Annotated in this window: 8 protein-coding genes and 1 rRNA gene; 8 read left to right on the forward strand and 1 reads right to left on the reverse strand. The window is 60.1% G+C overall.

Going from position 1 to position 14,786, the window contains the following annotated elements; translation table 11 throughout:
* Positions 1–163: 163 nt before the first annotated feature.
* The 7 genes from rrf to D882_RS0117320 all read left to right on the forward strand — a co-directional run bounded on the left by rrf (position 164) and on the right by D882_RS0117320 (position 12,147).
* Positions 164–279: ribosomal RNA gene (gene rrf / locus D882_RS0117290) — 5S ribosomal RNA — on the forward strand.
* Positions 280–435: 156 nt separating this feature from the next.
* The gene (gene recC, locus D882_RS0117295; protein ID WP_027924382.1) at positions 436–3,888 is read left to right on the forward strand and encodes an exodeoxyribonuclease V subunit gamma; all 3,453 of its coding nucleotides are present in this window, start codon (positions 436–438) and stop codon (positions 3,886–3,888) included.
* Positions 3,885–7,574 (forward strand): exodeoxyribonuclease V subunit beta, encoded by a 3,690-nt coding sequence (gene recB, locus D882_RS0117300; RefSeq protein ID WP_027924383.1) that lies wholly within the window; start codon positions 3,885–3,887, stop codon positions 7,572–7,574. Before recC ends, recB begins: the two co-directional genes overlap by 4 nt.
* Positions 7,571–9,679 (forward strand): exodeoxyribonuclease V subunit alpha, encoded by a 2,109-nt coding sequence (gene recD, locus D882_RS0117305; RefSeq protein ID WP_027924384.1) that lies wholly within the window; start codon positions 7,571–7,573, stop codon positions 9,677–9,679. The genes recB and recD overlap by 4 nt, the downstream gene beginning before the upstream one ends.
* A gap of 118 nt (positions 9,680–9,797) precedes the next feature.
* On the forward strand, positions 9,798–10,373 hold the full coding sequence (locus D882_RS0117310; RefSeq protein ID WP_027924385.1) for a YfiR family protein: 576 nt from the start codon (positions 9,798–9,800) through the stop codon (positions 10,371–10,373).
* Positions 10,370–11,638 carry a diguanylate cyclase domain-containing protein gene (locus tag D882_RS0117315; RefSeq protein ID WP_027924386.1) on the forward strand — a complete coding sequence of 423 codons (1,269 nt, stop codon included), beginning with the start codon at positions 10,370–10,372 and terminating at the stop codon, positions 11,636–11,638. Before D882_RS0117310 ends, D882_RS0117315 begins: the two co-directional genes overlap by 4 nt.
* 5 nt (positions 11,639–11,643) lie before the next feature.
* Positions 11,644–12,147: an OmpA family protein gene (locus D882_RS0117320; protein ID WP_027924387.1), complete on the forward strand. Its 504-nt coding sequence runs from the start codon at positions 11,644–11,646 to the stop codon at positions 12,145–12,147.
* Here D882_RS0117320 and D882_RS0117325 read toward each other — a convergent pair.
* Positions 12,144–13,091, reverse strand: a complete 948-nt coding sequence (locus D882_RS0117325; RefSeq protein WP_027924388.1) for a LysR family transcriptional regulator — start codon at positions 13,089–13,091, stop codon at positions 12,144–12,146. The two genes, D882_RS0117320 and D882_RS0117325, sit on opposite strands and share 4 nt — an antisense overlap.
* A gap of 163 nt (positions 13,092–13,254) precedes the next feature.
* On the opposite strand from D882_RS0117325, the gene D882_RS0117330 reads away from it, so the two are divergent.
* The gene (locus D882_RS0117330) at positions 13,255–14,781 is read left to right on the forward strand and encodes a CoA-acylating methylmalonate-semialdehyde dehydrogenase (protein WP_027924389.1); all 1,527 of its coding nucleotides are present in this window, start codon (positions 13,255–13,257) and stop codon (positions 14,779–14,781) included.
* Positions 14,782–14,786: the final 5 nt, after the last annotated feature.

A 14,786-nucleotide genomic window follows, 5' to 3' on the forward strand; every position in this document is an offset into this window, starting at 1 on the left:
AGGCTTGACCATATAACACCCAAGCAATTTGCGTCGAAAGGCCAGATTGCGGTGTGTGAAGACGATACAAAGTCGAAAATTCGAAACGAAACACACAAATCTATTGCATACCCATTCGCTGGAGCGTGATCTCGCAAGAGAAAACGACCTGGCTACCGAATTTCTTGACGACCATAGAGCATTGGAACCACCTGATCCCATCCCGAACTCAGCAGTGAAACGATGCATCGCCGATGGTAGTGTGGGGTTTCCCCATGTGAGAGTAGGTCATCGTCAAGATTAAATTCCGAAACCCCTATCTGCGTATGCAGGTAGGGGTTTTGTTTTGCCCGCAGGAAAGTTCGTACAGCATTACCGGACAGCTCCCGGCTGTCACAGTCTCCCGACAATGCTAAGGTTCGGCCCTAGCGTTTGTATTTTCCCAAGGAAGCCTTTATGCCGGACGCCACGTCCCTCAATGCTGCTTTTATGGTGGTTCAAAGCAACAGTCTGAATGAACTGCGCAGCCTGGTGATCAGCGTAATGCGGCGTTATCCGCTGGCTCCCCTGGAAAATGAAATCGCCTTGGTACAGAGCAATGGCATCGCGCAGTGGCTCAAGCTGGCCCTTGCCGAAGATCCGGAAGAGGATGACATGGGCGGCTGCGGTATTGCCGCCGCCATCGACGTGCAGTTACCCGGTAGCTTCATGTGGCAGCTTTATCGCATGGTCCTTGGACGGGATGAAATCCCGGTCAAATCGTTGCTCGATAAAGCGCCCCTGACCTGGCGTTTGATGCGTCTGCTCCCGCAACTGATCAACCAGCCGCACTTTGAGCCACTGCAGCGCTTCCTGACCCATGACACCGATTTGCGTAAGCGCTACCAGTTAGCTGAGCGACTCGCCGACTTGTTCGACCAATACCAGGTCTACCGCGCCGACTGGCTCGAAGACTGGGCAGAAGGTCGTCACCAATTGCGCAACGGCAGAGGCGAAGCCAAGCCACTGGCCCCGGCCAACTGCTGGCAGGCCGAATTATGGCGAGCGCTGTTGCTGGATGTGGGTGAGGAAGGCATGGCGCAAAGCCGTGCCGGCGTTCATCAGCGGTTTATCGAACGCATCAACAGCCTCGACGTCGCCCCCAGCGGATTGCCTGCACGGGTGATCGTTTTCGGGATTTCTTCGCTGCCTGCTCAAGCACTCGAAGCACTCGCCGGACTGGCTCGTTTCAGTCAGGTTTTGCTGTGTGTGCATAACCCGTGTCGTTACCATTGGGCCGACATCGTCGCCGATAAAGACCTGCTCCGGCATCAATACAAGCGTCAGTCTCGCAAGAGTGGCATGCCCGTTGTGCTCGACCCGCAAACCCTCCACCAGCATGCTCATCCGCTGCTGGCTGCCTGGGGAAAGCAGGGTCGGGACTACATCAATCTTCTCGACAGCTATGACGATCCCAACAGCTATAGCGCTGCATTTCGTGACGGTCGCATCGACCTGTTCAGCGATAATCAGCCAAAGAACATGCTCAATCAATTGCAGGACGACATTCTCGAATTACGCCCACTGAGCGAAACACGGGAGTGCTGGCCCGCCGTCGATCTTGAGCAGGACGAGTCGATCCGTTTTCACATCGCTCACAGTGCCCAGCGTGAAGTAGAGATCCTTCATGATCAGCTCCTGGCACGCTTCAGCGCTGATCCCGATCTAAGGCCTCGCGACATCATTGTGATGGTCCCGGACATCGACAGTTACGCACCGCATATTCGCGCCGTATTCGGTCAGCTTGAACGTCAGGACCCTCGTTTCATTCCTTTCACGCTCGCGGATCAGGGCCAGCGTGGTCGCGATCCCCTGCTGATCGCGGTCGAACACCTGCTCAAACTTCCCGACAGCCGCTTCCCCGTCAGCGAGATCCTCGACCTGCTGGACGTTCCAGCATTACGAGCCCGCTTCGGCGTCGAGGAGCGTGACCTGCCAACGCTGCACCGGTGGATCGAAGGTGCGGGCATCCGCTGGGGTATGAATGCCGAGCAGCGTGCGGGTCTGGGGTTGCCTGAAGCACTGGAGCAAAACAGTTGGCGATTCGGCCTGCGCCGGATGCTGCTGGGTTATGCCGTGGGCAGTGCCCTTGCGTGCGAAGGCATCGAGCCTTACGACGAAATTGGTGGTCTGGAGGCCGCGCTGATCGGGCCTTTGGTGGCCCTGCTGGATGCGTTGGAAATCGCCCACCAGGAATTGACTCAACCGGCACCGCCCAAAGAGTGGGGCGTGCGCTTGCAAGCATTGGTGCAGCTGTTCTTCCTGGCCAGCAATGAGCACGATGACTACTTGCTCGCCCAGCTCGAAGAGTTGCGCGAAACCTGGCTCGACACCTGTGAGTCCGTAGGTTTACAGGACGATTTGCCGCTGACCGTGGTTCGGGAAGCATGGCTGGCCGGACTGGATCAGGGGCGCCTGTCCCAGCGCTTTCTGGCCGGTGCCGTCAATTTCTGCACCTTGATGCCGATGCGGGCGATCCCGTTTAAACGCGTCTGTCTGCTGGGCATGAACGATGGCGACTACCCTCGTGCGCAACCGCCACTGGATTTCGATCTCATGGGCAGTGACTACCGCCCAGGCGATCGCTCCCGTCGTGAAGATGACCGTTATCTTCTGTTGGAAGCGCTGTTGTCGGCACGAGATCAGCTCTACATCAGCTGGGTGGGCCGAAGCATCCGGGATAACAGCGAACGTCCGGCCTCCGTGCTGATTGGCCAACTGCGAGACCATCTCGCCAGTGGCTGGCGATTGCAGGATGAGGACAAGGACCTGCTGGAGGCCATGACTCAAGAGCACCCATTACAGCCCTTCAGCGCACGTTACTTCCATGAGGGTGACGCACTGTTCAGCTACGCCAATGAGTGGCAGGTACTTCATCAAATCACCCATCAGGTGGCAGAAGGCGAAGTACTTGAAGCTTACGTACAAGAGGAGCCACTAAGTCTCGGTCAACTGCAGGACTTCCTGCGCAATCCCGTGCGACATTTTTTCAGCCAGCGGCTCAAGGTGTTCTTCGAAGCGGCTGAAGTGCCCTTGGCCGATGAAGAACCCTTTGTCCTCGATGCGCTGCAACGCTACAACCTCAGTGACAGTTTGCTTGCAGCGGCTATGGGACGCATTGATCACGCCGATCAGGCACTGGATGACCAGGCCAAACGCCTGCAAAACAGTGGGCTGCTGCCCATGGCCGGATTCGGCGAATGCCTCCAGCGTGAATTGATCGAACCGCTTCCGGATCTGCTGCAGCGTTATCAACAGCTCCTGGCGCTATGGCCGACTCCGCTGACCAGCGCTTTGCCTGTGAACCTCGAGTTGGAAGGCCTGCGCCTCGAAGGTTGGCTCAGTGGTTTGCACCAGCGTGCAGACGGTGGCTTGCTGTCGGTCACCACCATCCCCAACAGCATTGGCTCAATCAAAAACCGCAAATGGCACCGATTGACGCGGCCCTGGGTCAATCATCTGGTGGCCTGCGCCAGCGGCATACCGATGACCACCGCACTGGTGGCCAGCGACGATAGCCTGCTGCTGGAGCCGCTGGAGAAGGGTGTCGCACTGAAAACGCTCGGACACCTTCTGGAGGCCTGGCAGGCGGGCATGCGTCAACCCCTGCCGGTTGCAGTCAAAACGGCCTTCGCCTGGCTTGGTCAGACCGATCCGCTGAAGGCCGAAGCCGCTGCCCGCAAAGCCTATGAAGGCGATGGCCAGACCACTGACGGAGAGCGCCGCGAAAGCCCCGCACTCACCCGACAATTTGCTGACTACGACGCGCTGCTCGCCGACGAAACGTTCCCCGACTGGTGCAACGCCTTGTACAAACCGATGCTTGAAGCCCCGTGGCGATCACTGACCAGCGAGGGGGCTCGTTCATGACCACAAAAACACCACTGGCGCTGGCCTTCCCCCTGCGCGGCAGTCAACTGATCGAAGCCAGCGCCGGGACCGGCAAGACCTTCACTATTTCCGCACTTTATCTGCGCCTTGTCCTGGGGCACGGCAGTGACGCGAGTGGTTTCGGGCGTGAACTGTTGCCGCCGCAAATCCTCGTTGTGACCTTCACCGATGCCGCCACCAAAGAGCTGCGTGAACGTATCCGTACACGCTTGGCGGAGGCCGCGCGATTCTTCCGTGATGAGACCCCGGCACCGGATGGCCTCATTGCCGAACTGCGTGATCAGTACCTGCCCGAACAATGGTCGGGCTGCGCTAACCGCCTGGACATCGCCGCGCAATGGATGGATGAGGCGGCTGTCTCGACCATCCACAGTTGGTGTCAGCGCATGCTGCGCGAGCACGCCTTCGACAGCGGCAGCCTGTTTACCCAGACCCTGGAAACCGATCACAGCGATTTGCTGGGCGAAGTCCTGCGCGATTACTGGCGGCTGTTTTGTTACCCGATGCAAGGCGATGCACTCAATTGGGTCCGCAGCAATTGGGGCGGTCCGGCGGCGTTGTTGCCGCGCGTGCGCGGTTTGTTTGCCAGTGAACGCGACAGTGTTGAAGGAAAAGAGCCGGCCGAACTGATCAGCGAATGTTTGCAGGAACGACGAAGCGCGTTGCTCGAACTCAAGATGCCTTGGCGCCAATGGGCGGACGAGCTGCTGGTGATTTGTCACCAGGGGGTTGCGAGCAAGAGCGTCGACGGTCGAAAAATGCAGGCACGCTACTTCGAGCCCTGGTTCGAAAAAATCAAAGCCTGGGCCGAAGATGAAGCGCTTGAACAACTGGACATCGGCACCGGCTTCACTCGTCTGACGCCGGACGGCATGGCCGAAGCCTGGAAAGGCGAAGTACCCCGTCATCCTGGATTGGACGCAATGCCCGGCCTCAAGGCCAGCCTCGACGGTCTGCCAACCCCAGACGCGGCCGTTCTGCGACACGCAGCCCACTGGGTGGGCGCGCGGTTCGAAGAAGAAAAGCGTCGCCGCGCGGAGATGGGCTTCGACGACATGCTGCTGCGCCTGGATGCCGCTTTGCAGTCCGAAGGCGGCGAGCGTCTGGCGACCCTGATTCGAGAGCAGTTCCCGGTCGCGTTGATCGACGAATTCCAGGACACCGACCCGGTGCAATACCGGATCTTCGAAAGCATCTATCGCATCGAAGACAACAATCCCGAGTGCGGCCTGTTCCTGATCGGCGACCCGAAGCAGGCGATCTACGCGTTCCGAGGTGCCGACATATACACCTACCTGCGTGCCCGTCAGGCCACGACCGGCCGACTGCATACGCTGGGCACCAACTTCCGCTCCAGCCACGGCATGGTCAATGCGGTTAACCATGTGTTCGAACGCGCCGAGTCTCGTGAGTCGGGGCGCGGCGCGTTTCTGTTTCGGGAAAAAAATGGCGACAACCCGGTGCCGTTTCTGCCCGTGGAGTCCCAAGGACGCAAAGAGGTTCTGCGCGTAGCGGGCCAAGTGGTTCCGTCCCTGAATATCTGGCATTTGTCCGCAGAACAACCCCTGTCCGGCGCGGTGTACCGGCAACAATTGGCCGCCGCCTGCGCCAGTGAAATCACTGCATTGCTTAATGGAGGGCAACAAGGTCAGGCGGGTTTCGTCGAGGACGGAAAGGCTTTCAGAGACCTGCTGCCAGCCGATATCGCGATCCTTGTCCGCGATGGTAAAGAAGCTCAAGCGGTGCGCGGCGAACTCTCGGCCCGAGGTGTGCGCAGCGTCTATCTGTCGGACAAGGATTCGGTGTTCGCCGCACAAGAAGCTCACGACGTGCTGACCTGGCTCAAAGCCTGTGCCGAGCCCGATGTCGAGCGTCCACTGCGGGCGGCGTTGGCCTGCATCACGCTTAATCTGTCGCTGGGTGAACTGGAGCGATTGAATCAGGACGAACTTGCCTGGGAAGCACGGGTCATGCAATTCCGTGGGTATCGCGAGCTCTGGCGCAAGCAGGGCGTGCTGCCGATGCTGCGACGTTTGCTGCATGACTTCCAGCTCCCGCAGGCATTAATCGCACGCAGCGACGGCGAGCGAGTTCTGACTAACCTGCTGCACCTGTCCGAATTGCTGCAGCAGGCAGCGGCCGAACTCGATGGCGAGCAGGCACTGATCCGTCACTTGTCCGAGCATCTGGCGTTGTCAGGCCAGGCGGGCGAAGAACAGATTCTGCGCCTGGAAAGCGATGAACAACTGGTCAAAGTCGTGACCATTCACAAGTCCAAGGGCCTTGAATATCCCTTGGTGTTCCTGCCCTTCATCTGTTCGGCGAAACCAGTGGATGGCAGTCGTTTGCCGCTGCATTACCACGACGAAAACGGTAAGGCTCAGGTGAGTTTGAAGCCGACTGCCGAGTTGATTGCCCTGGCCGACGATGAGCGTCTGGCCGAGGATCTGCGCTTGCTGTATGTCGCCCTGACTCGTGCGCAACATGCGTGCTGGCTCGGCGTGACGGATCTCAAGCGCGGCAATAACAACAGTTCGGTGCTGCACTTGTCGGCGTTGGGTTACCTGTTGGGCGGTGGTTTGCCATTGGCCGAGTCGGCAGGCCTGAAGCGCTGGCTGGAGGACTTGCAGCAGGACTGCCCGGCGCTGACTTACGCTGAAATGCCGCCAGCCACCGCCGAGCTTTACCATCCGCCGCAAAACCAGGCGAGTTTGCTTGCGCTGCGCATCCCGAAACGCAAGGCCAGTGAAAACTGGTGGATCGCTTCGTACAGCGCCTTGCGCATTGGCGACAGTATGAGCGTGGGCAGTGACGAAGCCCCGGAGAGCCCGCAAGCGCAAAAGCTCTTCGACGACGAACGCCTCGACCCGCAAGCACCACGAGAAGTGGCGGCCGGTGGCGGTGATATCCATCGATTCCCCCGAGGTCCCAATCCCGGCACCTTTCTTCATGGTTTGCTGGAGTGGGCCGGCGACGAAGGTTTTGTCGCCACTCCACAAGCGATCGAAGACGCGATCGCCCGGCGCTGCAACCGCCGTGGTTGGGAAGGCTGGATCACCACGCTGAGCGATTGGCTGCAACATTTGCTCAAATCCCCGCTGCACATTGGCGGTGGGCAGGCTCCGGTGATTTTCGAGCAACTGACTCAGTACCGGGTCGAGATGGAGTTCTGGTTCGCCAGCCATAAAGTCGACGTGTTGAAACTGGATGAGCTGGTGCGTCAGCACACCCACAACGGCGTTGCCCGAGTGGCGGCCGAACCGGTCTTGCTCAATGGCATGTTCAAGGGTTTTATCGACCTCACCTTCGAGCATGAGGGGCGTTATTACGTCGCCGATTACAAATCCAACTGGCTAGGCGTTGACGACGCGGCGTACACCGAACAGGCCATGGAACAGTCGATTCTCGATAACCGCTACGACCTGCAATACGTGCTGTACCTGTTGGCCTTGCACCGACAGCTCAAGGCGCGGCTGGTCGACTACGATTACGACCGGCATGTCGGTGGGGCGCTGTACCTGTTCTTGCGGGGTACGCGTGCCGCCTCCCAAGGTGTGTATTTCGCTCGTCCACCCAAAGCACTCATCGAGCGACTGGACCGAATGTTTCAGGGCAAGCCAGAACCCAAGGCCGAACCCGCATGGGAACAGGGAGTACTGCTATGAGCCGCACCTTCGCCGATTTGTTGCCCACACCTTTGGCAGCGGAAAGCCTGGCGGATCTCGAGCCATTGAGCCGTGCCGATGACCTGCTGCTGTTACTGACGCGCTGGGTTGAACGGGGCTGGTTGCGCGCGCTGGACAAGGCCTTCGTCGCCTTCCTCCACGAACTCGCGCCCGGTGATGATCCGTTGGTGCTGCTCGCGGCCGCGTTGACCAGTCACCAGCTGGGCCACGGCCATGTGTGTCTGGACCTGTTCGAGACCCTGAAAGAACCGGATTTCGCCCTGTCGCTGCCCCCTGAAGGTGATGTGCACAGCGGCGCGATGTTATTGCCGTCGCAATTGCTTGAAGCACTGGACGGTGCCCATTGGTGCAAGGTGCTGGCCTCGAGCAGTCTGGTGGCGCTAGCCGCAGACGGGCGTGAAGCGTCGCAATCGCGGCCCTTGGTTTTATCCGGAAAGCGCCTGTACCTGCGCCGCTACTGGGCGTACGAGCGACGCATCGACGATGCCCTGCGCCTGCGCTTGGCAGAACACGAATCGACGCCGGATGATTTATCCCAACGCCTGACCGGTTTGTTCGGTTCCGCCAAAACCGGTGAGGTGATCGACTGGCAAAAACTCGCCTGTGCCTTGGCGACCCGCAGTGCCTTCAGCATCGTCACCGGCGGCCCGGGCACCGGCAAAACCACCACCGTCGTGCGCTTGCTGGCATTGCTCCAGGCGCCCGCAGTGGAAGCTGGCAAACCGCTGCGTATCCGACTGGCCGCACCCACCGGCAAAGCGGCGGCCCGGCTCACGGAGTCGATCAGCCAACAAGTCCGGACCCTGCAAGTCGCCGAATCAGTTCGCGGCCAGATCCCGTCGGACGTCACCACCGTTCACCGCTTGCTGGGCAGTCGACCCGGTACGCGACATTTCCGTCATCACGCTGGTAACCGCTTGCCGCTGGATGTGTTGGTGGTCGACGAAGCGTCGATGATCGACCTGGAAATGATGGCCAATCTGCTGGATGCAATGCCGGCCCACGCTCGATTGGTGTTGTTGGGGGACAAGGATCAACTGGCCTCGGTAGAGGCCGGCGCTGTATTGGGCGACCTGTGCCGGGATGCCGAGGCGGGTTGGTACAACCCGCAGACTCGCCAGTGGCTGGAAGCGGTCAGTGGTGAAAACCTGGAGAACAGTGGTTTGCAGGCCGACACCCAAGGCACTCGTCCGCTGGCCCAACAAGTGGTGATGCTGCGCCACTCGCGGCGGTTCGGCGAGGGCAGCGGCATTGGTCAACTGGCGCGTTGGGTCAATCAGCAACAACCCGAACACGCCCGCCAACTGTTGGCCGCACGAAGTCACGACGACGTGTTTTCCCTGCCGCTCAAGGGGGAACAGGACCGGGCCTTGGAGCGTCTGTTGCTTGAAGGCCATGGCGAAGGACCGCAAGGCTATCGTCACTATTTAAGTCTTCTGCGCAATCAGCGGCCAGCGCTCGACAGCCCGCTCGACGATCCTCGCTGGACCGAATGGGCGCGTCAGGTGTTGCAAGCCTTCGACGCTTTCCAGTTGTTGTGCGCCGTGCGCAAGGGCCCCTGGGGCGTGGAAGGGTTGAACCAGCGAGTGACCGCCGCGTTGCTCAAGGCCCGATTGATCGACAGCGATCAGCAGTGGTACGAAGGGCGGCCGGTGTTGATGACCCGCAACGACTATGGCCTGGGGTTGATGAACGGTGACATCGGCATTGCGCTCAAGCTGCCGGAGCGTGATGGGCCCGAAGCAGGCAAGCAGGTGCTGCGCGTGGCGTTTCCGCGTAATGATGGTCAGGGCGGCGTGCGGTTTGTGCTGCCGAGCCGGCTCAATGATGTCGAAACTGTCTACGCCATGACCGTGCACAAATCCCAAGGCTCGGAATTTGCCCATACGGCACTGATTCTGCCGGACGCCCTGAACCCTGTGCTCACCAAGGAACTGATCTACACCGGGATCACCCGGGCCAAGCATTGGTTCACCTTGATCGAACCTCGCACCGGTGTATTTGAAGAGGCTGTTCGGCGCAAGGTCAAGCGCTTGAGCGGGTTGATGTTGGAGCTGGAAGAAGGGGTTACACCGAGCGATTGAGGCGCGAGTTTCCGGCGCCAAAAAACCGTTCAAAGCGCCGCAGTACGCGGCCTCGCGGGTGTTTCATCGCTATGCTATCGTGCGATATTATTTCGCTACGATCGAAGAGAATCACTGCATGAAGGTGGCTGCCTGGACGACAGGACGCGTCATTGGCGGCAAGCAAGTGTTGCTCGCTGGCCTGCTCTGCTGGCTGTCCGGCAGCGTTTTTGCGCAGTCGCAAACGCCGTCGAGCATGGCTGACCAGCGTGCCCAATCGGTCACTCAAGTGGTGCTCGGCATTCTCAGTTATGCCCGCTGGCCCGTTGAGCCTGCGCAACTGCGTTTGTGCGTGGTCGGCCCCACTGAATACACCGACGATCTGCTCAAAGGCAGCACTCAGGCCACTGGCCGGCCTGTCACCGTGCGGCGCCTGCTGGCCGACAACCCGTCGATTGTCGGTGAGTGCGATGCGGTGTACATCGGCAAACTGACCGGTGATGAACGCAGTCGGCTGTTCGCCTCGTTGACGGGACGCCCGGTGCTGAGCATCAGTGAAAGCGACGATCAATGCACCGTCGGCAGCCTGTTCTGCCTGCGGGTCGGCGATGAGCAGGTGTCCTTCGAGGTCAACCTCGATTCCGTCGCCCGCAGTGGCGTGCGAATTCACCCCAGTGTGTTGCAGTTGTCCCGCCGCAAGCCGGCGGCCACATGAGCCTGTTCAAGCCCGGTACTCGCCCGACCTTGCGCTCAGTCATCGGTCGTGGGCATCTGATCGTCGCGCTGGTTGCCGTGGCCATGGCCAGTGTGTCGCTGACCCTGCTGGGCGTTCTCGCGTTGCGGGTCTACGCCGACCACAACCTGCACCTGATTGCTCGCTCGATCAATTACACCGTTGAAGCAGCGGTGGTGTTCAACGACAAAGCCGCCGCCACCGAAGCGCTGGCGATGATCGCGTCCACCGAGGAAGTCGCCGACGCTCAGGTGCTGGACGCCAAAGGGCAGTTACTGGCGCGCTGGCAGCGTTCGGAAAGCGGATTGTTCTCCGATCTCGAATTGCAGATCGCCAAGACCTTTCTGGAAAAACCCATCGACCTGCCGATAGTTCATCAGGGCCGGGAGATCGGCAGCATCCACCTCACCGGACACGGCGGCAGTCTGATGCGCTTTCTGCTCAGTGGTCTGGTCGGCATTATCCTGTGTACGGCAATCAGTGCCTGGGTCGCACTGTATCTGGCGCGGCGCCAACTTCGCGGGATCACCGGCCCGCTGCGAAGCCTCGCCGCTGTGGCTCACGCCGCTCGCAGCGAGCGTGCATTCGACCGTCGCGTGCCGCCCGCCGACATCGCTGAACTGGACAATCTGGGCAACGACTTCAATGCCTTGCTCGATGAACTCGAATCCTGGCAGACCCACCTGCAAAACGAGAACGAAACCCTGGCGCACCAGGCCAGCCATGACAGCCTCACCGGTTTGCCGAACCGGGCCTTTTTCGAAGGCCGGTTGATTCGCGCATTGCGCAACGCCAACAAGCTCAACGAACGCGTGGCTGTGCTGTTTCTCGACAGCGACCGCTTCAAGGAAATCAACGACAACTTCGGTCACGCGGCCGGTGATGCGGTGCTCGTGGCGGTCGCGACCCGCGTTCGGGCACAACTTCGCGAAGAGGACCTGGTGGCGCGTCTGGGCGGTGACGAGTTTGCCGTGCTGCTGTCACCGCTGCACAAAACCGAAGACGCCGAGCGGATTGCCGACAAGATCCTCGCCAGCATGGAAGCGCCGATCCCGTTGCCGGGCGGTAACCCTGTGTTGACCTCTCTCAGTATCGGCATCGCGGTGTACCCCGATCATGGCGTCACACCAGGCACTTTGCTCCACGCCGCCGACGCTGCCATGTACCAAGCCAAGCGCGTCTCTCGTGGCGCGCAGCGCACGGCAGGATCGGAACATCCTGTCACCCATGCTCAAACCAGGAGCTGATTGTTTTGTTTTCTATGACCCCGCGTTCCCTGCGATTTTTCGCGATCACCCTGTTCATGGCCTTGCTGGCATTGACCGGGTGCCAGACAGCACCGCAAAAGGGCCTGACCCCGGCGCAGATCACCGTGCTTAAACAGCAAGGTTTCGAACTGACCGATGAAGGCTGGGCCTTTGGCCTGTCCGGCAAAGTCCTGTTTGGCAGTGACGACGACAGCCTGAATCCGGCCAGTACCGAAATCGTCGAACGCATCGGCCAATCATTGCTCGGTGTAGGCATCGAGCGTGTGCGGGTCGATGGCCACACCGATGCCTCCGGCAAAGAGGCTTACAACCAACAACTGTCCCTGCGCCGTGCGAAAAGTGTCAGCAAAGTGCTGACCACCGTCGGCATGCAAGAACAGAACATCCAGTTGCGCGGTTTAGGCAGCAGCGAGCCGGTGGCGTCCAACACCACGGCAACGGGTCGTACCGAGAACCGCCGGGTGTCGATCGTCGTGAGCGCCGATTAATCGGCGAACAGCATCTCGCGCGTTTCACCCATCAACAGAGCCTGATTCTGCTCTGTGACCGAGCGGATGTAATCCCACAACAGGGTAATCCGCTTGAGCTTCCTCAAGTCCTCACGGCAATACATCCAGAACTGCCGCGTAATGTTGATCTCTTGCGGCAACACCGGCAGCAACCGTGGATCCTGAGCCGCCAGGAAGCACGGTAGAATCGCCAGCGACCGCCCTTGCTGCGCCGCCACGAACTGGGCGATCACGCTGGTACTGCGCAAATTGGCACTGGCGCCGGGCAATACGTTCGCCAGGTACAACAGCTCTGAGCTGAACGCCAAATCGTCGACATAACTGATGAATGAATGCTTGCTCAGGTCAGCCGGGCGGCGGATCGGTGGGTGTTTGTCCAGATAGTCCTGGGTCGCGTACAGCTGCAAGCGGTAATCGCAGAGTTTGCAGCACACGTACGGCCCGTGTTCCGGGCGCTCAAGGGCGATGACGATGTCGGCTTCGCGCTTGGACAGGCTGATGAAGTGCGGCAGCGGCAGGATGTCGACGGAGATGGCCGGGTAGGCGTCGACGAAGTGGCTCAGTTGCGGTGTGATGAAAAAGCTGCCGAAGCCTTCGGTGCAGCCCATGCGCACGTGGCCGGACAATGCCACCCCGGACCCCGACACCTGCTCGCAGGCCATGTGCAATGTGCTTTCAATCGACTCGGCATAACCGAGCAATCGCTGACCCTCAGCGGTCAGGACAAAGCCGCTGGTCCGGGATTTCTCGAACAACAAAGTCCCCAATGCCGCTTCCAGCGAACTGATGCGCCGCGACACGGTGGTGTAGTCCACCGCCAGGCGCTTGGCCGCGGTGCTGGCCTTGCGGGTGCGGGCGACTTCGAGGAAAAACTTGAGGTCATCCCAGTTCAGCGAGCCTAACGACGTGATGTTTTTTTGCATGATGGACCGGCTTTTATGTGCGTTCTTATTAGAAGTTTGCACATCTATACTCCAAAAACAGCGTCACAACCAATTCGCGGCACACGCCTCATCGCAAGGCGACTGTCTCGCCTTGGCTCCCAAGATAGCTCTAACTATAAAAAGCAAACATCCGGAGACCCACATGAACGCATCGCTCACGCCCGACCAAACCACTGTCCAAACGGTAAAGCTGTTGATCGACGGCCAATGGGTCGAGTCCAAGTCCACCGAATGGCACGACATCGTCAACCCGGCGACCCAGCAAGTGCTGGCCAAGGTGCCGTTTGCGACCTCCGAAGAAGTCGACGCCGCGATCAGTGCTGCCCATCGCGCCTTCCAGACCTGGAAGCTGACGCCGATCGGCGCGCGGATGCGCATCATGCTCAAGCTCCAGGCGCTGATTCGTGAACACTCCAAACGCATCGCCGTGGTCCTCAGCGCCGAGCAAGGTAAAACCATCGCCGACGCTGAAGGCGACATTTTCCGTGGACTGGAAGTGGTCGAGCACGCGTGCTCCATTGGCAGCCTGCAAATGGGTGAATTCGCCGAGAACGTCGCGAGCGGTGTCGACACCTACACCCTGCGTCAGCCAATCGGCGTGTGCGCCGGCATCACCCCGTTCAACTTCCCGGCGATGATTCCACTGTGGATGTTCCCGATGGCCATCGCCTGCGGGAACACCTTCGTGCTCAAACCGTCCGAACAGGACCCGATGTCGACCATGCTCCTGGTGGAACTGGCCATCGAAGCTGGCGTTCCGGCGGGCGTGCTTAACGTCGTGCATGGCGGCAAGGATGTGGTGGATGCGCTGTGTACGCACAAAGACATCAAGGCGGTTTCCTTCGTCGGTTCGACCGCCGTCGGTACGCACGTCTACGACCTGGCTGGCAAGCACGGCAAGCGCGTGCAATCGATGATGGGCGCGAAGAACCACGCCGTGGTGCTGCCGGATGCCAATCGCGAGCAAGCGCTGAATGCCCTGGTCGGCGCCGGTTTTGGTGCGGCGGGTCAACGCTGCATGGCCACCTCCGTGGTGGTGTTGGTGGGCGCGGCCAAACAGTGGTTGCCGGACCTGAAAGCGCTGGCGCAGAAACTGACGGTGAATGCCGGCAGCGAGCCAGGCACTGACGTCGGCCCGGTGATCTCGAAAAAAGCCAAACAGCGCATTCTCGATCTGATCGAAAGCGGCATCAAGGAAGGCGCCAAACTGGAACTGGACGGCCGCGAGATCACGGTTCCAGGTTACGAGAAGGGCAACTTTGTCGGCCCGACCCTGTTCTCCGGCGTGACCACCGACATGCAGATCTACACCCAGGAAATCTTCGGCCCGGTGCTGGTGGTACTGGAAGTGAATACGCTCGACGAGGCCATTGCCCTGGTCAATGCCAACCCGTTCGGTAACGGCACAGGCCTGTTCACTCAGAGCGGTGCGGCAGCACGTAAATTCCAGAACGAAATCGACGTCGGCCAGGTCGGTATCAACATCCCGATTCCGGTACCGGTGCCGTTCTTCAGCTTCACCGGTTCGCGCGGTTCCAAGCTGGGCGACCTCGGCCCGTATGGCAAGCAAGTGGTGCAGTTCTACACTCAGACCAAGACCGTCACCAGTCGCTGGTTCGATGACGACAGCGTCAACGACGGTGTGAACACCACCATCAACTTGCGTTAAGGAGC

Origin of the sequence: Pseudomonas sp. URMO17WK12:I12, assembly GCF_000514395.1 — a bacterium.
Classification (GTDB): Bacteria; Pseudomonadota; Gammaproteobacteria; order Pseudomonadales; family Pseudomonadaceae; genus Aquipseudomonas; species Aquipseudomonas mucoides.